Annotated in this window: 17 protein-coding genes; 11 read left to right on the top strand and 6 right to left on the bottom strand. The window is 62.5% G+C overall.

Translation table 11 applies throughout. From position 1 onward, the window contains the following. Window positions 1-24: 24 nt before the first annotated feature. The gene (locus ABD997_RS10660) at window positions 25-1,878 is read right to left on the bottom strand and encodes an assimilatory sulfite reductase (NADPH) flavoprotein subunit (RefSeq protein ID WP_345316998.1); all 1,854 of its coding nucleotides are present in this window, start codon (window positions 1,876-1,878) and stop codon (window positions 25-27) included. A gap of 228 nt (window positions 1,879-2,106) precedes the next feature. Between ABD997_RS10660 and ABD997_RS10655 the strand changes: the two genes are divergently transcribed. From ABD997_RS10655 to ABD997_RS10630, 6 genes are all read left to right on the top strand, one after another. Beyond that, window positions 2,107-3,324 carry a Re/Si-specific NAD(P)(+) transhydrogenase subunit alpha gene (locus ABD997_RS10655; RefSeq protein WP_345316997.1) on the top strand — a complete coding sequence of 406 codons (1,218 nt, stop codon included), beginning with the start codon at window positions 2,107-2,109 and terminating at the stop codon, window positions 3,322-3,324. Continuing rightward, a complete protein-coding gene (locus tag ABD997_RS10650; protein WP_345316996.1) occupies window positions 3,324-3,599 on the top strand; it encodes an NAD(P) transhydrogenase subunit alpha part 2 in 276 nt (91 codons plus the stop codon). Before ABD997_RS10655 ends, ABD997_RS10650 begins: the two co-directional genes overlap by 1 nt. Before the next feature lie 6 nt (window positions 3,600-3,605). Continuing rightward, window positions 3,606-4,994, top strand: coding sequence for an NAD(P)(+) transhydrogenase (Re/Si-specific) subunit beta (locus ABD997_RS10645; protein WP_345316995.1), 1,389 nt, complete (start codon window positions 3,606-3,608; stop codon window positions 4,992-4,994). Window positions 4,995-5,177: 183 nt separating this feature from the next. Continuing rightward, the gene (locus ABD997_RS10640) at window positions 5,178-7,133 is read left to right on the top strand and encodes a pectate lyase (protein ID WP_345316994.1); all 1,956 of its coding nucleotides are present in this window, start codon (window positions 5,178-5,180) and stop codon (window positions 7,131-7,133) included. 354 nt (window positions 7,134-7,487) lie between these two features. Then, complete coding sequence (locus tag ABD997_RS10635; RefSeq protein WP_345316993.1) at window positions 7,488-7,838, top strand: DUF3622 domain-containing protein; 351 nt, start codon at window positions 7,488-7,490, stop codon at window positions 7,836-7,838. After that, on the top strand, window positions 7,838-8,200 hold the full coding sequence (locus ABD997_RS10630) for a YibL family ribosome-associated protein (protein WP_345316992.1): 363 nt from the start codon (window positions 7,838-7,840) through the stop codon (window positions 8,198-8,200). The genes ABD997_RS10635 and ABD997_RS10630 overlap by 1 nt, the downstream gene beginning before the upstream one ends. Before the next feature lie 107 nt (window positions 8,201-8,307). Here ABD997_RS10630 and ABD997_RS10625 read toward each other — a convergent pair whose 3' ends face one another. Continuing rightward, complete coding sequence (locus ABD997_RS10625; protein WP_345316991.1) at window positions 8,308-9,054, bottom strand: hypothetical protein; 747 nt, start codon at window positions 9,052-9,054, stop codon at window positions 8,308-8,310. Window positions 9,055-9,133: 79 nt separating this feature from the next. On the opposite strand from ABD997_RS10625, the gene ABD997_RS10620 reads away from it, so the two are divergent. Then, window positions 9,134-9,796 (top strand): LysE family translocator, encoded by a 663-nt coding sequence (locus ABD997_RS10620; RefSeq protein ID WP_345316990.1) that lies wholly within the window; start codon window positions 9,134-9,136, stop codon window positions 9,794-9,796. A 12-nt stretch (window positions 9,797-9,808) separates the two neighbouring features. On the opposite strand, the gene ABD997_RS10615 is transcribed toward ABD997_RS10620, so the two are convergent. Next, window positions 9,809-10,039, bottom strand: coding sequence for a hypothetical protein (locus ABD997_RS10615; protein WP_345316989.1), 231 nt, complete (start codon window positions 10,037-10,039; stop codon window positions 9,809-9,811). A gap of 182 nt (window positions 10,040-10,221) precedes the next feature. Then, window positions 10,222-11,163 (bottom strand): hypothetical protein, encoded by a 942-nt coding sequence (locus tag ABD997_RS10610; protein ID WP_345316988.1) that lies wholly within the window; start codon window positions 11,161-11,163, stop codon window positions 10,222-10,224. Between the two features lie 220 nt (window positions 11,164-11,383). Here ABD997_RS10610 and lpxL point away from each other — a divergent pair, with 220 nt between their 5' ends. Beyond that, window positions 11,384-12,304, top strand: coding sequence for an LpxL/LpxP family Kdo(2)-lipid IV(A) lauroyl/palmitoleoyl acyltransferase (lpxL, locus tag ABD997_RS10605; RefSeq protein WP_345316987.1), 921 nt, complete (start codon window positions 11,384-11,386; stop codon window positions 12,302-12,304). 351 nt (window positions 12,305-12,655) lie between these two features. Here the strand turns inward: lpxL and mnmL are convergent, their stop codons facing one another. Then, window positions 12,656-13,579: a tRNA modification radical SAM protein MnmL/YtqA gene (gene mnmL / locus ABD997_RS10600; protein WP_345317094.1), complete on the bottom strand. Its 924-nt coding sequence runs from the start codon at window positions 13,577-13,579 to the stop codon at window positions 12,656-12,658. Window positions 13,580-14,030: 451 nt separating this feature from the next. Here mnmL and gltB point away from each other — a divergent pair, with 451 nt between their 5' ends. Then, the gene (gene gltB / locus ABD997_RS10595; RefSeq protein ID WP_345316986.1) at window positions 14,031-18,482 is read left to right on the top strand and encodes a glutamate synthase large subunit; all 4,452 of its coding nucleotides are present in this window, start codon (window positions 14,031-14,033) and stop codon (window positions 18,480-18,482) included. 10 nt (window positions 18,483-18,492) lie between these two features. Further along, window positions 18,493-19,911, top strand: a complete 1,419-nt coding sequence (locus ABD997_RS10590; RefSeq protein ID WP_345316985.1) for an FAD-dependent oxidoreductase — start codon at window positions 18,493-18,495, stop codon at window positions 19,909-19,911. A 246-nt stretch (window positions 19,912-20,157) separates the two neighbouring features. Here the strand turns inward: ABD997_RS10590 and ABD997_RS10585 are convergent, their stop codons facing one another. Next, on the bottom strand, window positions 20,158-20,727 hold the full coding sequence (locus ABD997_RS10585) for a hypothetical protein (RefSeq protein ID WP_345316984.1): 570 nt from the start codon (window positions 20,725-20,727) through the stop codon (window positions 20,158-20,160). A gap of 204 nt (window positions 20,728-20,931) precedes the next feature. On the opposite strand from ABD997_RS10585, the gene ABD997_RS10580 reads away from it, so the two are divergent. Further along, window positions 20,932-21,915, top strand: a complete 984-nt coding sequence (locus tag ABD997_RS10580; protein WP_345316983.1) for a hypothetical protein — start codon at window positions 20,932-20,934, stop codon at window positions 21,913-21,915. The last annotated feature ends 101 nt before the right edge of the window (window positions 21,916-22,016 follow it).

Genomic DNA, 22,016 nt, shown 5'->3' with positions numbered 1-22,016 from the left:
GCGTGGTCGCAGAGGGTTTGTTCATCAGTACACATCCTTTTGGAATCGCTGGGCCTCCCGCAGGGCCTCCAGGTAGCTGTCGGCCTCGGTCTCGCTTCGACCGCCATGCTCAACGATGAGCTCATGCAGGGCCTGCTCCACGTCCCTAGCCATGCGGCGCATCTCACCGCAGAGATAGAGGTGAGCGCCCCGCTCCAGCCAGGCAAAGATCTCGGCCCCCCGCTCCCGGATCCGGTCCTGGACGTAGATCTTCTCCGGCTGGTCACGGCTGAACGCCAGGTCGATCCGGGTCAGCACGCCACGGCGGACATAATCCTGCCACTCGCTCTGGTAGAGAAAGTCATCGGTGAAGTGGGGGTTGCCGAAAAACAGCCAGTTCTCCCCCTGCGCACCGCGGGCATCACGCTCCTGAAGAAACGCCCGGAAGGGGGCGATACCGGTGCCAGGACCTATCATGATGATCGGCGTCTGGTCGTCCGCCGGCAGCCGGAAGTGCTCATTGGGCTCCACGTACACCCTGACCTCGGCCCCCTCACCGAGACGGCGGGCAAAGGCGCCGGAGACGGTCCCGAGACGCTCCCCGCCTTCGGCACGGCCATTGTGATGCACCAGGGCAACGGTCAGGTGGACCTCCTGCTCCACCTCGGACTGGCTGGAGGCGATGGAGTAGAGTCGGGGCGTCAGCTTACGCAGCAACCCAAGCAGCGTCCGGGCGCCCTCGGGACCCGACAGGGTCACCGGGTAGGCCTCGGCCAGATCGAGCAGTTGGTGGCTGCGCATGAAATCGCGCAGGGTGGGGCCATCGGCACCAATCTGCCGCAGCGCTTCGCTTTGGGCCAGCGCCGCCCAGCCCTGCACCAGGGCCGGATGCAGCAGGGTCAACTCCTGCTCCTTTTCCAGCCGGGTCGCCAGGGGGATGCCCTCCACCGCGATGTCGCCATCCAGGCCGGTGGCCGCCAGCAATGCGCTCACCAGGGCCGGGTCATTCTCCATCCAGACGCCGAGGGCATCCCCCGGCTGGTAGCGGAGACCGGAGTCCCCCAGGTCCAGCTCCACATGGCGCACATCCTTGGTGGAGTCCCGACCGGTGATCTTCTGGCTCACCAGCAAAGTGGCATGATAAGGGTGGGTTCGGCTGTAACTGGGCACCGAGGCGGCAAAGGGCACCACCTGGCCCCCTCCCTGAGTGACGCCGTCCGGCGTCTTTTCCACCCTGGCCAGTACCGCACTCTGCCATCCGGCGGCGGCCTGCTCGAAATCGACATCACACTCGACCCGCTCCGCCAACCGGGTCGCGCCCAGCTCCTGCAAGCGGTTGTCAAACTCACGGCCGGTCTGGCAGAACCGGTCGTAACTGCTGTCCCCCAGCGCCAGGACGCTGTAGCGCAGTCCCTCGAGCCGGGGGGCACGGGAGGAGAAGAGGAACTTGTGGAACGCCAGGGCATCGTCCGGCGGGTCACCCTCACCGTGGGTGCTGGTCAGCAACAGCAACTGACGCTCGCCCTTGAGCTGTTTCGGCTTGTACTGCCCCATGGTGCAAAGCTGCACCCGCAACCCTTCCGACTCCGCTTTGGCCGCCAGTGCCTTGGCCAGACCACGGGTGTTACCGGTCTGACTGGCATAGAGAATGGTCAGTGCCGCCGAACTCGACGGGGGGACGGCCACACCGGGCTGGCCCAGTGTCCCCTCCCCCTGCTCCGCCACCGCGGCCAAGTAACCACTGATCCAGGCAGCCTGGACCGGCGACAACCCGGCAGTCAGGGTTCGCAGGGTCTGGATCTGCTCCGGAGCCAGTAACGCCGCTCCCGCTTCCAATGCCTTTAACACGCTCTTCCTACCTGAATCTTGCTGATGAGGTAGGCACAGGTTAGGCCCCATGAATATGGTTAAAAAAGATTAGTTAATGCATTTTTATAACAAATGAGAATATAGAATGTACCAAGTGGGCTGATTTTTTGTTTGGCAAAACAGTACATTGAATTACCGATTGGTCTAATCGACAGCCGTCTTCTTCTCTGGGCTTCCCCCCGTAACAGGAAAGATGGAACATAGAGTTACTCGTATGGGCCCTCATGGCCCAACGGCATGAACAAGGAGAAACCACCAGTGAAGATCGCAGTGATTAAGGAGCGATACCCCGGCGAAACCCGGGTTGCGCTGATCCCGGCGAACGTCAGCAAGTTGACCAAGGCAGGCCTGTCCATCGCCGTGGAGCACGATGCCGGCAGCGCAGCGGGTTTCGACGACCCCCTGTATGCTGAGGCGGGTGCCACTGTCACCGACCGGGCCAGTGTCCTGAAAGACGCCGACATGGTCCTGACCCATCACGGTCGCGGCGATGAGCTTGATGCCCTGCTGCCGGAGCTGCACCCGGGCCAGACGCTGGTGGCGATGATGGATCCCCTGGCCAACCCCCAAGTGGCGCAGAAGCTGGCCGATGCCAAGATCAACGGTATCGCCCTGGAACTGGTGCCACGGATCACCCGGGCCCAGTCGATGGACGTGCTCTCCAGCAACGCCACCATTGCCGGTTACAAGGCGGCCCTGCTGGGCGCCACCCACTCCCACCAGCTGTTTCCGATGATGATGACCGCGGCGGGCACCCTCAAGCCAGCCCGGGTGTTCATCATGGGGGTCGGTGTCGCAGGCCTGCAGGCCTGTGCCACCGCCAAGCGCCTTGGTGCCGTGGTCGAAGCCTATGACATCCGCCCCGCAGCCCGGGAGCAGATCCTCTCCGTCGGCGCCCGCCCGGTGGAGCTGAATATCGAAGCGGAGGATACCGAGTCCAAGGGCGGCTATGCCAAGGAGCAGTCCGCCGAGTTCATCGCCAAGCAGCAGCAGGCGATGGCCGATGTGCTGGCTCAGCAGGATGTGGTGATCACCACCGCCGCCATCCCCGGCCGCAAGGCACCGGTGCTGATCACCGAAGCCCAGCTGATGCAGATGAAGCCCGGCGCCGTGATCATCGACCTGGCCGCCGAAACCGGCGGCAACTGTGAGCTCACCAAGGTGGATGAAGTGGTGGTACACCATGGGGTGACCATCGTGGGGCCGAAAAACTTCGCCGCCACCGTGCCCAACCACGCCAGCCAGATGTTCGGGACCAACCTCACCAACCTGCTGACCCTGATGCACCAGGAGGGCAGCCTGAACTGGGACTTCGAGGACGAGATCATCCGCGACACCACGGTCAGCTACCAGGGAGAGGTGGTCAACGCTCGCCTGCGTGAACTGCTGGAACTGCCCCCGCTGGCCCGGGATGAGACTGCCGAGCCCGAGGCGGAAGTCGATGCCGCGTCAACCGATGAGAAGGAAGTCAGCTAATGGAACTGTTATTGCTAGTCACCATCTTCGTGGTCGCACTCTTCTTGGGGGTCGAACTGATCACCAAGGTGCCCCCCACTCTGCACACCCCGCTGATGTCCGCCTCCAATGCCATCTCCGGCATCACCCTGGTGGGCGCCCTGCTGGCTGCCGGTTCCGGTGCTGGGGCGCTGGTCAACGTTCTGGGGTTCGTCGCCGTGGTCCTGGCAAGCATCAACGTGGTCGGTGGCTACATGGTCACCAACCGTATGCTGGCCATGTTTAAAAGGAAGTAAGCACTTATGAATTCAACCGTGATTTACCTGGCCTACCTGGTGGCGGCAGTGCTCTTTATCCTGGGGATCAAGAACCTGACCAAACCCCGTACCGCCGTACTGGGCAACCGCCTCTCCTCCATAGGTATGCTGATCGCCGTAGTGATCACCCTGCTGGACCAGGCGATCCTCTCCTACGAGTGGGTCATCGCCGGTCTGGTGATCGGGGGGGCCATCGGTGCCATCATGGCCCGAACTGTCCAGATGACCGCCATGCCACAGATGGTGGCGATCCTGAACGGTTTCGGCGGCGGCGCCTCGCTCTTCGTTGCCCTGGCCAATGTCTGGGACCCGGTGGCCAGTAGTGGCCTGGTGGCGGAGATCTCCATCGGCATCACCATCCTGATTGGCGCCGTCACGCTCTCCGGCTCCTTCGTGGCCTTCGCAAAACTGCAGGAGCTGATCTCCGGCAACCCCATCGCCGTGCCCGGCAATACCCTGGTCAACGGTGCCCTGCTGCTGGGGGCGCTCGCGCTGGTTGGGCTCTACGTGGTGGAGCCCGCTAACCACAGCTGGATCTACGCCCTGGTGGCCGTCGCTGTCCTGCTCGGCCTGGTGCTGGTTCTGCCCATCGGCGGAGCCGATATGCCGGTGGTGATCGCCCTGCTTAACTCCTACTCCGGTATCGCCGCCGCCACTGCGGGCTTTATCTCCGGCAATACCGTACTGATCATCTCCGGTTCCCTAGTGGGCGCCTCCGGCCTCATCCTCACCCGAATCATGTGTAAGGCGATGAACCGCTCCCTGCCCAACGTGCTGTTCGGTGTGATGGCAGAGGGCGGCGAAGCGGTCGACGCCGATGAGATCTACGCCGGTAAGGTGAAATCCTCCTCCCCGGACGAGGTGGGGATGATGCTGGAAACCGCCGAGCGGGTGATTATCGTCCCCGGTTATGGCCTCGCCATGGCCCAGGCTCAGCATGCGGTGCGCGAGCTGGCCTCGGTGCTGGAAGCGCGGGGGTGCGAAGTCAAGTACGCCATCCATCCGGTGGCAGGCCGCATGCCGGGCCATATGAACGTGTTGCTGGCGGAGGCGGAAGTACCCTACGAGCAACTGGTGGAGATGGATGAGATCAACCCACAGTTCGAGCAGGCGGACATGGCCATCGTGATCGGCGCCAACGACGTCACCAACCCGATGGCGCGGGAGGACAAAGGCTCTCCCATCTACGGTATGCCGATCCTCAACGTGGACAAGGCGCGCACCGTGGTGGTGGTCAAACGCTCCCTCAGCCCCGGCTTCGCCGGTCTGCCAAACCCACTGTTTGCCAAAGACAATACCCTGATGCTGTTTGGTGATGGCAAGAAGGCGATTGTCGACCTCACCGCCTCCCTCAAGGAAGCCGCAGCGGCCTGAAGGCGCGGGCAGTGAGAGCCTTGCAAACGGCGGCCCTCGGGCCGCCATTTTATTTTGCCTGCGCTCTCAAACCGGGCCGGAAAAGCCCCTGCAGCAACGCCGGCAACCTCTACACTTACTCCCTAGTGTCCAGTTTAACCGGCGAGATGGCCGGATTCTGATGTGGTTGTCGGAGGTAACATCATGAAAGGCTATGTTCCCGTAATCCTTGGCTTGGCAGTCCTGCTGGGCGCCCCGGCCTGGAGTGAGCCGGAGGCGGAAGAGACGGAGTTTGGCACCGAGGCGAAACCGGACAAGCCGCCGGGACAGGTCGATAAACCGGACAAGGACAAACCGGGTAAACCCGGAGAGGAACCCCTAGAGCCGGTCCCCGGCACCCCCATTACCGACCCGGACGAGCCGACCGGTAACCCGCAGGAGCCCGGTGAGCCGGAGATCCCGCTGGAACCGGGCACGCCCCCCACGGATCCGGAGCCACTGGAACCGGTCCCCGGCACCCCCATTACCGACCCGGACGAGCCGACCGGTAACCCACAGGAGCCCGGTGAGCCGGAGATCCCGCTGGAGCCGGGTACCCCTCCTTCAGAGCCGGATGAGTGTGACAAGATGGATCCCCTGCCGGTGATCCCCTGCGGTGTCGGCTTTGGCATGGCGACTCCGGCGGGCAGCGGCCGCCACGAGTCGACCCCCAACGCCCGGGTTTACAAGGTCACCAACCTCAATGCCAGTGGCGAGGGCTCCCTTAAGGCCTGTACCGATGCCAGCGGCCCCAGGGTCTGCGTCTTCGAGGTCAGTGGCACCATCGACCTGACGGATCCCGGCTTGCTGGATGTTCGCAACCCCTACATCACCATCGCCGGACAAACTGCGCCCTCACCGGGGATCACCCTGCGTGGTGCTTCCGTCCGCTGGGAGGCGCATGATGCGCTGATCCAGCATATCCGGGTCCGTACCGGCGATGCTGTTCAGGGACGAACCCCCGGAGATCGGGACGGGATCTACGTCATTGGTAAGGGGGACGACCCCAGCCGACGGCCGGTCAACGTGGTGTTTGATCACGTCTCCGTGAGTTGGGGACTGGATGAAACCTTCACGGTCAAGGACACCGCCAAAAACGTCAGCGTGCTCAACAGCATCGTCAGCGAAGGGCTCTGGCATAATATGCACCCCAAGGGCGGGCACTCCAAGGGACTGATGATCTCCGCCGAGAACATGTTGGTGCAGGGTAACCTGATCGCCCACAACGACGATCGTAACCCGTTGGAAACCTCGCCGAGCATCATCACCGCCAACAACATCACCTACAACGGCCGCCAGGTGGCGATGCGCCTCTCCCCGCTGGATAACAACGCCGCCCACGATGGTAAGGTGCGGACCACCACGGTGATGGGTAATCTCCGCCTCGAGGGGCCCAACGGGTCGCAAAGCAACAATGCCTGGGTGTCGGTCGATGAGAAGCGCGACGGCAGCAAGATCTACGTCGACGACAATCTCTGTGAAGACTGGAGCGGTGGCGATGTCTGGCCCTGCGCCAAGGTCAGCAGCAGCTACAAGGACAGCTTCAAGGCCAGTGAACCGCCGCTGTGGCTGGATGGCCTGGAGGTGTTGCCCGCCACACAAACCCTCGAGCATGTGCTGCAAAACGCCGGCGCCCGTCCCAAGGACAGGGACAGCGTCGATGCCAGGGTAGTCTCCGAAGTGCGCAGCGGCGGCGGTAAAATCCCCGACTGCGTCGGCCCGGACACCATCCTCTATCCGGATTACAGCGTCAGCAATGCTGGCAGTGACTCTTTGACCGGGAAGATCCCGGACTGTGACGGCAGCAAGTCCAGTGCCTATGTGGACCGCATCATCGAAGTGTACGCAGGCAGTGGCGCCGGCCAGGAGCGTGTCATCGAAAGCTACAGCTGCAGCGATAACAACCTGACGGTGAAGCTGAGGCAGGGCTGGGACAAGGTGCCGGAAAGCGGCGACAAGGTTCGGATCCACATCGATTGCAGCAACAATGTCGGTGGCTGGCCAGAACTTGAGGAGAACCGGCGGGAGTTGGATATCCCCGCCAACTACAACGAGGTGATGGAGTCCGGCTACACCCGCCTGGAGGAGTGGTTGCACAGCTTCTACGACCAGGTCCAGTAGCGGCGGTCGGCACTCGCGAAACGGGGCGCTAAACCCGAGCGCCGACCGGAGTGACAAAGAGTGCTTCGCACCGCCTCTGGGGTGTGCCACCAAGGCTCGGGGGAATGCGAAGCGATGAGACACCCGGATAGAAACCCGGGTGTCTCAGTGTCGGTTGCAGCTCAACAGCATCGGGCGCAGTGAAAATCACACGCGCACGGTGGGGGCGCGGATACGGGCCGACACCGCCAGAGCCGGAAAAGGCAGAAAAAACGAGCATCCTGGCGCCACAGGCGTATACTGTGCGCCCTCTTATCGGCGGTGGCCCTGTTCTTAACCGTCGCCGACCCGATCACTCCATAGGAATGTAACCCCATGGCCCAGAGCAAGAAATACGATTATCGCGTTACAGAAAAGGGCGGCGTTTGGTCTGCCGCGATCATCCGTCGCGTTACCGCCCGCCGGACCGCCGTTTCCAAGAAGCAGGGCAAATTTGCCACCGAGGCCGAGGCGATTGCCTGGGCAGAAGCGGAGCTGAAAACCTTTCTGGCCAGCCAGAGCGAGCGCAACAAGCGTAAAGCGGAAAGCCGCATAGAGCGTGAGGCTGCCGCCCTTCGCCAGGCAGAGAAAGCGGAGCGTAAAGCCGCCGAGCGTGCCGCTAAGCGGGAGCCGAACCCCGAGGCTGTGGACGATGAGTTTGACTTCAGCGACTTCGGTGACGACTGATGGCGGACAATCTCAAGCAGGAACTGCACAAACTGAGTAACCGCCTGGAAGCAGCCAAGCGCAAGCTCCAGGCCGCCCACGAGCGCGCCGATCAGCCCATCATCGACAAGTTCAACGAGGAGATTGCCGGGCTGGAGAAGCGGATCCACAGCATTCGTGGCACCCAGACCCGCCAACTGGGCAAGCAGGGACAGGATCTCAAGCAGATGAAGTTCCGGCGTGCCCTGACCAAGGCTGAGCAGGCCGATATGGGCAAACTGAAAAAGTCGGTCCGAGGCCTGGTGGTGGTACACCCCATGACCAAGCTGGGCAAAGAGATGGGCCTGACCGAGGTAACCGGTTTCGCCATGAAACCGTTCTAAACCGGTTTACCCAGAAAAAAGGCGCTCCCATGAGCGCCTTTTTGCTGCCTGTATATCCAGGTTACCCTCTACCCGGCCTCAAAAGCCGAGCACTTCGCTGAGACCCCTCACCGAAATAACTCCGCACCTTCCGATTTCCCTGAGCAGATCAACTGAAGCGTCAGGGTGCCATGATATTTCGCCAGGTGGCTCAGCAGGGTGCGGATCAATAACAACACTCCCAACATCTCCAGGGACTCCTCCACCTGTGTCATCAAGCGGTAACTGTGATCCATCGCGCCATGCTGCTCCATGTAACGCCCCCCCAGCGCTTCGACGCCCAAGGCGCCGGAAAGGAAAACCACGGCCGCCAGCAGCAGCGACCATCGCAACCGCTCCTGTCGCCACCAGAAGCGAAACAGCACTGAGGCCAACAGGAGAACGGCCAGGGCGCCGGGGATCACCCAGGCATAATGGAAAATACCGAGATCGCCGGGGCCCAGCAGCTTCTGCATCGGCGAGGTCAGACTCTCATGAAACTCGAACGCTTCATCCATCGCCAGGCAGGCGAAGATGAAGCCCAGAAGATTCCAGTACCCCTGCTCCCGGTACTCCAGCCTGCCGAACAGGAGAAAGAGGCCAGCGGAAAACAGCAGCAGGAAAGAGGAGAAGGCGGTGGGAAAGTTGTTCTCGCCACCGAAATAGAACAGGTTTGCCAGGCGAATGATGTAGCGATGGTTTTCGTCGACCAGTTGCGTCTGGGCCAGAAGGGAGGCCAGCAGTAAAATGCCGAACACCGCGAACAGGCCTCGACAGAGAAACTTAACGTCGAAGGTCATCCCAGCCCCTTGGCTGTCCGCTCTTGCTCGCGCCATGTTACCCTTTCTCCTGGCCCGCCCCATCGATGACTCGATGAATCCTAGCTCATGGACGAACAAGGGTACTGTCCTACGAATGAATGAATTGACCTTTTTAATCACCCTGGGCACCGTGCACCTGGTCGCCTTGGCCAGTCCCGGCCCGGACTTTGCCCTGGTGGTACAGAATGCCAGCCGCCATGGCCGCCGCATCGGCCTGGCAATTGCGATGGGGATATCGCTGGCGATCCTGCTGCACGCCACCCTGGCCCTGACCGGAGTCAGCCTGCTGATCCAGCAACAGCCCCTGTTGTCGACGCTGCTGCGACTGGCCGGGGGCAGCTACCTGCTCTATTTGGGAATAGGTGCACTCAAGGGGTTTTGGGGCCAACGCGCCAAGACACCAACCTCAGCGCAGAACCTGACTGCGCCACAGGGGAACCCTGCGCCACTGCTGCCCTCTGCCCGGCAGGCGCTGCTCAAGGGATTTACCACCAACCTGCTCAACCCCAAGGCGCTGGTATTTTTTCTCAGCCTGCTGACCTCACTGGTACCCCCTGCCACCCCGGTATGGAGTAAAGGGGCGGCTGTCCTGCTCCTGTGGACACTTTCCCTGGGCTGGTTCTCCGCCCTGGCCTGGCTGCTGACCGGCCAGCGTCTGCAGCGGCGCATTGCCCGGGCCGCCCCCTACATTGACGGGGTATGCGGCGCCCTGTTCCTGCTGCTCGGCGGTGGGATCCTGGTGACCACGCTGGTGTGATGCGGAAAGCGTCTAGCCCAGGTCGCGGATCTGTTGATCCAGATCGAAGCCCCTGTCGGTCACGATCCTCTCCAGTACCGCGACCCGCTCCTGCAGGATTTGGTTGTCACTTTCCAGCTGAGCGAGTCGACTCTCCAGCTCCACCTTCTCTTTTCTGCCCAAGCCTCGATGACGATGTTTCACCATCTCCACCAGGCACACCATCACGATGGCCACCACAGCCACCAACGCCCAAGACGTCATAATCCCGCTCCTCTGTTCCAAATTCAGCTCAACATCGTCGGCCCCCTGCTCACTGTCAAGGGTGAGGCGTTCGTGTTAAACCGCCAGAATCAAGTGAACGCAACATTCAAGCCAAATCACCTCAGCTTAAATATCAATAAGTTGAAGACTACTGCATCCGAGCGGTTCGCCCATTTGGCCAATTATTGGGAAAGCTCCATGGCACAGCTATCCGGGACCAGCGGCAGTTGGTGACGACTCAGGTAAGCCGGCACGTCGACGCCCAGCCACGCCAACGTCGGTGCCAGCAGGGCGGCCCAGCGCTCCCGGTGATCAGCGAACAGGTAGGACTGATGGATGGCGGGAGCAGTCAGGGCAAACTGACGATCCCCCAGCCCCCGGTAGGCGGACAGGGGCCAGTCGGTGTCCGCAAGCGCCGCGTTGAGAAAGGCCGGAAACGGCCAGTCAGACCAGACCCTCACCTCCTCGAACCGGCACAGCAACGGCATCAGAACCGGGGTGCTCCAGTGGGCCCAATCCGGCCTCGCCTGTATCAGCCCGATATTGCGAAGGTGCAACTGGGCCCACAGTTCCTCCTCCTCGGCCCCCTCCCGCAGCAGGCGCCAATAGAGGTAGAGATCCGCCAGCACCTCCTCCGGCCAGTGTCCGGGCCAGTCCGAACGCTGTAGCTGCTCGAGCCAGGGGGAGTGGCGAGTCGCCACATGGCCCACCTCGTGATAGTAGGTGGAGCGGAAACTGCGAAGGGAGGGTTGCTCATAGAGGTGGGCATCCAGCAACACCAGGTGGGTGCGTTTGAGCACCTCCGGGTTCAGCAGGATCAACGCTTCCTCCGCCAGCAGCAGGGTCATCCCTCCCTGCCCATCAAGCAGCCGCCGCAGCAGGTTGGGAAGGGTGGGCGACCCCCGCTCCTTGCCCGGAAGCGCGGTCGAGGATGCAAGGGTACTTAGCGCCTCGCGCCACGACAGAGGGAGTTCGCGGGTGCAGCGCTCCAGCTGATCGGTCCGGCAGAGCTGATGGGGCGGTGCCGCCACAGCGGGCACACTCATCAACAGCGTCAGCACCATCAACAAGGGTAACGCGCCTTGGAACAGCCGGCGATAACGACGCTGATGGCGCGCGTTCATTGACTGCCCCCTCACCCCACTAAGCATAGCTACCCCCTCAGGGCCGACTTTGACCAACCTGTCACCCTCGTCACCGACTGTTGGGCTGAGTTTATCAGCCAACATCAAAGGGGTGACACCCAGCGGCAAACATCCGCCACCGGAATTGCCACTCGGGCCTGAGCAGAGTATGGTGCTGATCTTCATTCTACCGCCAGCCACAACCGTCAAGAGCTCATCCATGCAAGAATCCGCCCAGTTTGATCGCCAACTGCTTCACCCCAAATACTGGCCGACTTGGTTTGGCGTCGGCGTCATGAGACTCCTGATCCTGCTGCCGCTGAGCACCCAGTTTGCCCTCGGCGCCTTTCTCGGCCGCACCCTGATGAAGCTCTCCCCCAAGCGGGCCGCCGTCGCCCGCTGCAACCTGGAAGCCTGCTTCCCCGAGATGAGCTCAGCGGAGCGGGAAACCCTGCTGGTAAAAAATTTCGAAGAGACCGGCATGGCCCTGTTTGATACCGCCAACGCCTGGTGGTGGAGCGACGCCCGGATCCAGCGTCATATGACCATCCGGGGCCAGGAGAACGTGGCTAATCCAGTCTCCGAGGGGCAAGGCGTGCTGCTGCTTGCGGCCCACTGCCTGATGCTGGAACCCGGTGCCCGGGTGCTGGGCCAGTTCCATGGCGGCGTTGGCGTCTACCGGCCCCACAACAATAAATTGATGGAGTACCTGCAGGTACGCGGCCGGTTGCGCAGTAACAAGGGGCTGATCCCCAAGCGTGAAGTTCGACAGATGGTCAAGGCCCTGCGTCAGGGCGAGATGCTTTGGTACACACAGGACCAGGATGGCGGACGCCGTGGCAGTGTCTTCGTGGACTTTTTCGGTATCCCCGCCTCCACCCCGGCCGGTGCCACCACCCTGGCCAAGTTGGGACGCGCCAAAGTCGTTCCCTTCTTCGTCGAGCGCAACGCCGACCATTCCGGCTATACCATCGAGATGCTGCCCGCGCTGGAGGGTTTTCCCACCGGGGATGAGATCGCGGATACTCAACGCTGTAACAAGGTTACCGAGCAACTGGTCCGCAAACGCCCGGAGCAGTACATGTGGCTGCATCGACGCTTCAAGACCCGCCCCTCGAAGGACGACCCCAAGTTTTACTGAGAGGGCGATCCCCTCAGTGGCTCTCCCTCCCTTCTTACCCGTTCGGGCGTTAAATGAGAGGGGGCGGCTGCGCCGCAGACATTTCTCCTCTGCGCGTAGCGGAGTTGCCGGGAGCGGCCCGGCAAATCCACTTAAAGCAACACAAAACGCCCGCGGTACCAGCCGCCCACCGAAATTAACACCCACGAGAAACCCAAAACGCCAGCCGCCCTACTCACCTTGGGCCGCGCAAGCTTGCCACTAACCTACGACGGAAGATGCGGCCCCCGCAAAGAGGCAAAAGGGGCAGCCACCGATGGCTGCCCGACACAAACCCGCGCGCAAGCGCGAACCGCACCGCGCTAAGTACGACTACAGGGCGGAACCCTGCCCGCCATTGACCCGCAGGTCTTCGATAATGGCATTGAGCGCCAGCCACTTGTCACCACACCAATCCGGGGCGATCAGCTCCGGGGGCTTGGCGTAGGCACTGACCCGGTGATACACCACCTCCCGGGGAGTCCGGCGGATAAGTTCACCACAGGTTTTCACGTAGCGCTCCATCGTCCACAGGGGCAGGCGCCCGGCTTCGTACTGCCTGGCCATGGTGCTGTTTTGCACCACATGCAGCGGATGCAACTTTAGACCGTCGACTCCGACCGCCAACACCTGGTCCAGGGTCTGATGCACCTGTTCCGGCGTCTCACCGGGTAGCCCCAGGATCAGGTGAGTGCAGATCTTGATGCCGTAGAGGCGGGCACGGCGAACGGTATCCGCGTAGGCCTCGAACTCATGGCCCCGGTTAATCTTTTTCAGGGTGTCACTGCGGGCGCTCTGCAGCCCCAGCTCCAGCCACACCTCCATCCCCTGGCGCTGATACCCGGCCAGCAGCGCCAGCACCTCGTCCGGAACACAGTCCGGGCGGGTGCCCACGCAGATCCCGACGATGTCCGATACCTGCAGCGCCTCCTCGTACTTGCGCTTGAGCACCGCGTACTCGTCGTAGGTAGAGGTGTAGGCCTGGAAATAGGCCATGTAGCGCTTGGGCTTACCCGGCTTGCTCCGGCCTTTATCGCGACGCAGCTTCCCTTCGGCCAACTGCTGCGCCACGCTGGCATCGGTGCCGTGCTCGGCACTGAAGGAGGTCACATTGCAGAAGGTGCAACCGCCCCTTCCCAGGCTGCCATCCCGGTTGGGACAGGTGAAGGCGGCATCGATGGTCAGCTTATGGATCTTCTCGCCGTACCGCGCCTTCATATATTCGCCCAGGGTATGGACGTGCTGATTCAGCCCCATGGCATGACTCCCGGTTGCCCGGGCCTGACCCGGTGATGAAAAAACGCGCAACTTTACCAGATCCAGGCCGGGCCCTGCGCCGATCCGGATCACGTCGGCCGATAAGCCGGCCTTATCAGCCAATAAAAATGGCCTTTTGGAACCATGAACAGGAAGGCCAGGTTTGACCCGGTAACGCGACGGGGGTGGCGATTTGCTCTGAACCAGCATGAAGAGACCTGCTATTTATGCGGCAAGGGGCCGTAATTTAGCAGTTTTTCTTTCCCATCTCCGAATCAAGATGAAATGCACACTTCGTCTTACATCTTCTAATCGTATGAATTCATGCCCATTCAGCCCGGAAGTACGCCGTTGACCGGATTTCGCCGGACCATTAATTTACAATGTTCTGCTGCATAATTATGTATCTGCACCGTGAAGTTAAGGCCGGTGCAGCGGCTGGAGGATGACTATGAGCCTGTATCAACCGGGTTTTGAAAAGGAAAACTGCGGGTTTGGACTGATCGCCCACATGGAAGGCGAGAGCAGTCACCGGGTGGTTCGCACTGCGATCAGCGCCCTGGATCGCCTTCAACACCGGGGCGCCATCGGCGCAGACGGCAAAACCGGCGACGGTTGTGGCCTGCTGATGACCAAACCGGACGGCTTCTTCCAGCACATCGCCGAGGAGAACGGCTGGCGCCTGGCCAACAAGTACGCTGTCGGCATGGTAATGATGGGGCACGATCCTGTCCGCCAGGCGGCGGTCAAGGCGGAGATGCAGAAGCAGCTCAACGAGGAGACCCTCACGGTGCTGGGCTGGCGCGAAGTGCCGGTCAACATGGGGATCCTCGGCCCCATCGCCGCCGCCGATGCCCCCACCTTCTGGCAGGTGTTCGTGAACGCCCCGGTGGGCTGGCGCAGCAAGGATCTGGAGCGCCGCCTCTACATGGCACGCCGGCGCACGGAGAAGCGACTGGCGGACGATCCCGACTTCTACATCTCCTCCCTCTCCGGTCGAATCATCGTCTACAAGGGCCTGATGCTGCCGCGGGACCTTCCCGCCTTCTATCCCGACCTCGCCGATCTGCGGATGGAAAGCTCCATCTGCCTGTTTCATCAGCGTTTTTCTACCAATACCCAGCCACGGTGGCAGCTGGCCCAGCCGTTTCGCTACCTAGCCCACAATGGCGAGATCAACACCATCGCCGGCAACCGCCAATGGGCCGAGGCGCGCCAGTACAAGTTCCGCACCCCGCTCATTCCGGATCTACAGGAAGCGGCGCCCTTCGTTAACCAGTCCGGTTCCGACTCCTCCAGCCTGGACAATATGCTGGAGCTGCTGCTCGCCGGCGGCATGGACATCAAACGGGCGATGCGCCTGCTGATCCCGCCGGCCTGGCAATCCAACCCGGACATGGATAATGACCTCAAGGCGTTCTACGACTTCAACTCCATGCACATGGAGCCCTGGGATGGCCCCGCCGGGGTGGTGCTGACCAATGGTCGCCATGCCGCCTGTGCCGTGGATCGCAACGGCCTGCGCCCCTCCCGCTACGTCATCACCAAGGACCGCATCCTGACCCTGGCCTCGGAAGTGGGGATCTGGGATTACCAGCCGGACGAAGTGGTGGAGAAGGGCCGGGTGGGCCCCGGTGAACTGCTGGTGCTGGACACCTACACCGGCAAGCTGCTCACCTCCTTCGAGATCGATGAAGACCTGAAAAACCGTCATCCCTACGGCGAATGGATGAAGGTCAGCACTACCCGGCTCAAGCCCGGCGCCGAACTGCCGCTGGAGGCCGCCGGCCAGGCGGAGATGGACGCCGATGAGCTGCTGCGTTACCAGAAGATGTTCAACATCTCCCGCGAGGAGTTGCGTGAGATCATCTGGCCCCTGGCCAACGGCGGGGCTGAAGCGGTGGGCTCCATGGGCGACGACACGCCGATGGCGGTGCTCTCCACCAAGGTGCGCAGCCTCTACGACTTCTTCCGCCAGCAGTTTGCCCAGGTCACCAACCCGCCCATCGATCCGCTGCGGGAAAAACATGTGATGAGCCTGGCCACCTGCATCGGGAAGGAGAAGAACCCCTTCAACGAGACCACCGGACTGGCCCACCGGGTGATGTTCGACTCCCCGGTGCTGCTCTACTCCGATTTCCACCAGTTGCTGGCGCTGGACGATGAACACTACAGCTGGGCCCGGATCGATCTCAGCTACGAGCCCAGCGAGGGGCTGCAGGCCGCCATCGAGCGGATCTGCCGCCAGGCCCGGGTGGAAGCCCAGAACGGCGCTACCATGGTGGTGCTGTCCGACCGGCCCCTGAGCCAGGAGAAGCTGCTGATCCCCGCCGCCATGGCAGTCGGTGCGGTGCAGCACACCCTGGTGAAACACCAACTGCGCTGTGACACCAACATCGTGGTGGAAACCGGCACTGCCCGGGACCCCCACCACTTTGCCGTTTTGCTCGGCTTCGGTGCCACCGCCATCTACCCCTACCTGGCCTACGAGTGCATCCATACCCTGGCGCCCAAGCGCGGCGAAGCTCACCGAATCAAGGAGCTGACCCTCAAGTACCGCGACGGCATCGACAAAGGACTGATGAAGATCCTCTCCAAGATGGGGATCGCCACCATCGCCAGCTACCGCTGTGCCCGACTGTTCGAGGCGGTGGGCCTGGCGGACGAGGTGGTGGCGCTGTGCTTTAACGGCGTCGCCTCCCGCATCCAGGGCGCGGACTTTACCGACATCGAGGCGGACCAGGCCCGGCTGCACCAGGCTGCCTTCCGCCGCCATCAGCCCCTGGCCCACGGCGGCCTGCTCAAGTTTGTCCATGACGGCGAGTACCACTGCTTCAACCCGGATGTGGTTCAGGCGCTGCAGCAGGCGGTCAATCACAACGACGCCGAGGCCTACCAGCGCTACCGCATCCTGGTGGATCAGCGCCCCACCGCCACCCTGCGGGACCTGATCGGCCTGACCCCGGGGCAGGAGGCCATCGAGGTAGCCGACACCGAGGGGAGCGATAAGCTGTTCTGGCGCTTCGACACCGCCGCCATGTCCATCGGTGCCCTGGGGCCGGAAGCCCACGAGGCGCTGGCGGTGGCGATGAACCAACTGGGGGGCCACTCCAACTCCGGCGAAGGGGGCGAGGATCCGCGCCGCTTCACCACCCTTGGCAACTCCCGCATCAAGCAGGTGGCCTCCGGCCGCTTCGGCGTCACCGCGGCCTACCTGATGAGTGCCGACGTCATCCAGATCAAGGTGGCCCAGGGGGCCAAGCCCGGCGAGGGGGGCCAGCTCCCCGGCCACAAGGTCTCTGCGGAAATTGCCACCCTGCGCTTCAGCCGCCCGGGTATCACGCTGATCTCCCCGCCCCCGCACCACGACATCTACTCCATCGAGGATCTGGCCCAGCTGATCTTCGATCTCAAGCAGGTCAACCCCAAGGCCAGGATCAGCGTCAAGCTGGTCTCGGAGCCGGGGATCGGCACCATCGCCTGTGGCGTAGCCAAGGCCAACGCGGACATGATCACCGTCTCCGGTTACGACGGCGGTACCGGCGCCTCGCCACTCACCTCCATCCACTACGCCGGCTCCCCCTGGGAGTTGGGCCTGGCGGAGGTGCAGCAGGCACTAGTGGCCAACAACCTGCGCCACAAGGTGCGACTGCAGGTGGACGGCGGCCTCAAGACCGGCCTGGACGTGGTCAAAGCCGCCCTGCTGGGGGCGGAGAGCTTCGGCTTCGGCACCGCGCCGATGATCGCCCTGGGCTGCAAATACCTGAGGATCTGCCACCTCAACAACTGTGCCACCGGGGTCGCCACCCAGGACAAGCGACTGCGGGAGCAGCACTACCACGGCACACCGGAGAAGGTGATGGCCTTCTTCCGCTTCATCGCCGAGGATGTGCGCGAACTGATGGCCCGGCTGGGGGTCAGCCAGTTCGACGATCTTATCGGCCGCAGCCAGTGGCTGGCACAGCTGCCGGGGCAGACCGCCCGACAGGGCAAGCTGGACCTCTCTCCGGTGTTGGCGGAGGCGGTGCCCTCGGAGCATACCGAGCGCTACAACACCGAGCTCAACCGCCCCCTGGACAAGGGGGCGCTGAACCAGGAGATGCTGGCACTGGCCAAGGAGTGCGTGGATAGCCGCAGCAACGGTTGCTGGCAGTTGCCCATCTTCAACACCGACCGCTCCGTCGGTGCCACCCTGTGCGGCGAGATAGCCCAACGCTGGGGCAACCAGGGGATGGCGGAACAGACCCTGGAGTTTCAGTTCAGCGGCACCGCCGGACAAAGCTTCGGCGTCTTCAATGTCGGCGGCGTCAAGCTGGTGCTCTCCGGGGACGCCAACGATTACGTTGGCAAGGGGATGACCGGCGGTGAGCTGGTGATTAAGACCCCTTCGGGCGTGGCCTACGACAGTCATGAGTCGGTGATCATCGGTAACACCTGCCTCTACGGCGCCACTGGCGGCAAGCTCTATGCCTCAGGCCAGGCCGGTGAACGCTTCGCCGTGCGCAACTCCGGTGCGGTGGCGGTTATCGAGGGCTGTGGCGACAACGGCTGTGAATACATGACCGGGGGCGTGGTGGTGATCCTCGGGGAGACCGGGGTCAACTTCGGCGCCGGTATGACCGGCGGCTTCGCCTACGTATTCGATCAGCACAACGACTTCGAGCGGCGCATCAACGGCGAGCTGGTGGAGACCCTGCCGGTCTCGGAGCCGATGATCCAGCATCACCTCAAGCAGCTGCTGCAGGCCCACTACGACGCCACCGGGTCCGAGCGGGCCGCCGACATCCTTGAGGATCTGACTCACTGGCTGCCGCGCTTCAAGCTGGTCAAACCCAAGTCCACCCAGTTGGGCGAGCTGCTCTCCATCCAGCAGAGCAATGAACTGAAAGTGCAGGCGGGGTAAGGACAACATCATGAATAACGACTTTCAATTTCTCGACGTAGCACGCCAGGATCCCAACAAGGAGGCCCTGCCCCGGCGCAAGGACGCCTTCGTGGAGATCTACCAGCCCTACGCCCAGGAGGAGGCCGCGGCCCAGTCCGATCGCTGTATCGACTGCGGCAACCCCTACTGCGAGTGGAAGTGCCCGCTGCACAACTACATTCCCGACTGGCTGCGGCTGGCCAAACAGGGGCGCATCATCGAAGCGGCGGAGTTGGCCCACCAGACCAACACCCTGCCGGAGATGTGTGGCCGGGTCTGCCCTCAGGATCGCCTCTGCGAAGGTGCCTGTACGCTCAACGACGACTTCGGCGCCGTAACCATCGGCTCAGTGGAGAAATACATCACCGATGCCGCCATTGAGATGGGCTGGAGCCCGGATCTTTCCCAGGTCACCGAGCGTCCTGAGCACGTGGCCATCGTGGGTGCCGGCCCGGCGGGACTGGGCTGTGCAGACATCCTGCGCCGCAACGGTGCCAGGGTGACGGTGTATGATCGCCATCCGGAGATCGGTGGCCTGCTCACCTTCGGGATCCCCGCCTTCAAGTTGGAAAAATCCGTGGTGCGCAAGCGTCGAGTCCTGTTTGAGAAGATGGGGATCACCTTCAAACTGGGGGTGGAGATCGGCAAAGATCTGCCCTTCGACCAACTACTGGCGGAACACGATGCCGTCTTCCTCGGCATGGGGACCTACAAGTCGATGCAGGGCAACCTGCCCGGCGAGTCCGCCCAGGGCGTGCACCAGGCCCTGCCCTTCCTGATCGCCAACACCGCCAAGCTCGAAGGGTACGACTGTGACACCCCCTACATCGATCTCAAGGGTAAGCGGGTCGTGGTTCTGGGGGGCGGGGATACCGCCATGGACTGTGTCCGCACCTCGGTGCGCCAGGGCGCGGCGTCCGTACAGTGTGCCTACCGCCGGGACGAGGCCAACATGCCCGGTTCGCGCCGCGAGGTGCAAAACGCCCGGGAGGAGGGGGTGGAGTTCCTATTCAACCGCATGCCCCTGGCGATCGAGACCGGCCCTGAGGGGCAGGTGGTGGGACTCAAGTGCGTGGAAACCGCACTCGGCGAACCGGATGAGAACGGCCGCCGCCGGCCCCAGCCTATCGAAGGTTCCGAGCACGTGCTGGCCGCGGACGCGGTGCTGATCGCCTTCGGCTTCCAGCCCAGCCCTCCGGCCTGGCTCGGTGAATTTGGGATCCTGACCGACGAGTGGGGCTTGATCCGCGCGCCCCAGCACGGCCGCTTCGCCTTTCAAACCAGCCACCCCAAGGTGTTTGCCGGCGGAGATATGGTGCGCGGCTCCGATCTGGTGGTCACCGCCATCGACGAGGGCCGACGGGCCGCCGCCGGGATCCTGGATATGCTCGACAACCAGGCACCCTAAATACCTGTTCCGAATTGTGCTACACCCTGCCGTTCGCGAAGGTAACCTGATGCAGTGGAGCACCAAGCTCTTGGGAACTCGGTTCTGGGCCCTAGTTCCTAAGAGCCGGAGTAAAACTCACGGAGCCTGAGCATTCACGAAAGTGGAGCGTATTGAGGAACAGCCATTTAGGTGCTCACCGGAGATGAGTTCGGCCCCCGAATGGGGGCCGATTGGGACCGGTTCCGTGCTTGGTTCTAAACAGTCCTAACGGGTCCCCTTGCCCACTTCCGCCCCTCGAACTTCCCGGCTGTGGGTCTCCCGGCCCATCATCTCACGGCTATCATGGGTGTCACGGGCCCGCCTATCCGCTTCCCGCTCCGTCTCTTCTGTGCGCTGCTCCAGCCGCTCCCGGCTGCGGGTTTCCCTGCCCGTCATCTCCCGACTATCATGGGTGTCACGGGCTCGCCTGTCCGCTTCCCGCTCCGCCTCTTTAGTGCGCTCATCCAGCCGCTCTCGCAGCGTTGGTCGTGGCTCAGGTTCAAGCTTTTCCACCTCATTGCCCCGCTTGCTTCGCATCGCTTCCTTATGGGCCTCCTTCTGCTCCTGGGTGGGTGGTTTGCCCTTCCCTGCCCACTCCGGCTTGTTCGCCTGGGCCGGCACCGCGGTCAGGCCGAAAAACAGCGTCGCAATCAAACCCAGCCGCCAAACCCGGCCCGAGGACGATCCACGTGGCCTGCTTTCACGAACGGCTCGACCCGGCTGGAGCCCTTGTGCCGCCTCTTTCTGTTCTGTCTCAGGATCCATTGCCATCATTGCCTGACTCTTCGCTCTCATTGACCGCTCCTCCTGCTCCGTGGGATAGCTCAAACCTCGGTGACGGCTCCGATTCTGTCAAGCCCGAAACCATGGGGGCAAGGAGTGAAACGGGGAGGGAAAACTCAACGTCTTCCTAACGGCTTAACTACACTTTTTTCGTGTTTTTCTCGATCTGTTGTTGACGATCCTCGTCACGTAGAAAGCCCAAAAGAGAGTGAAGTTATGAAGTACTCATGCAAGCCTCTACCGACCGCCTTAGCGATCACCGCCGCCCTAGTCACCCCACTGACCCTCGCCGCCACCGCCAACTTCAATGAGGGCACTCCGGGCAACCTCGGCTCCACCACCTTCACCGATGCCAACAGCGGCATCACCGCCATCGGCATGTACCAAGACCCTGTTTCCGGCAACTTCGAGCCCGCCAACCTCTACCGGCGCAACCAGGAGGGGGATCGTGGCTTCGGGGTGTGCAGCCCGGTCGAAGTGGCCGATAACGGCGGCGACTGCCCCGGCCCCGATGGCGGCGGCGATATAAACGAGCTGTCCAACCAGGCCACAGAAGAGTTCATCTATCTTGGGCGCCCCGCTGACACCCGCTGGGTATCGGTCGAACTCTCCTCCCTGGATGACAACGATGGCAGTAGCGTGCCCGAAGCGGGCCAGCTCTGGTGGGACACCAATGACAATCCCAATGACGGCGGTCTGACCCTGCTCCTCGACTTCCAGTACGAAGGCGGCAGCGTTGAAGTCACCCTGGATGTGGCCGCGCTCGGGGGGGCCGACGCCCCCTACCTGGTGCTGCGCCCCTTCAATGCGAGTAACGCGGAGGAGGACAATAACGACTACCTGGTCAAGGCCGCCACCATTGAGCGGGGAGGGCAGGGCTGCACCCCAGGTTACTGGAAGCAACCCCACCACTTCGACAGCTGGGTTATGTATGGACCCGATGATTTATTTTCTACAGCCTTCGGTTCGGATCTCTTTGGCGACATGACCCTGCTGGAGGTACTGCAGCAAGGAGGCGGCCAGTATAAAGCGCTGGGCCGTCACGCCGTGGCCGCACTGCTCAACGCGTCCAGCGGTGACGTCAGCTACAAGTACAGCGCCCACGAGGTGATCAGTGCCGTTCAGGGCGTCAATGGCAACGTCGAGTCCCTGAAAAACGGCTTCGCCTATCAAAACGAGATGGGCTGTCCGCTGAACTGAAGTTAACCCACAAGCTTTACCGCGATCGAAAAAACGCCCCGCACTGCGGGGCGTTTGTTTGTTAATGACGGATCCGATGACCGTTCCGACGCCGAAAAAGA

The organism is Ferrimonas gelatinilytica (assembly GCF_039544205.1).
Taxonomy (GTDB): Bacteria; Pseudomonadota; Gammaproteobacteria; order Enterobacterales; family Shewanellaceae; genus Ferrimonas; species Ferrimonas gelatinilytica.
Note: the sequence above shows the minus strand (reverse complement) of the source record. Positions and strands in the feature narration are given on the sequence as shown.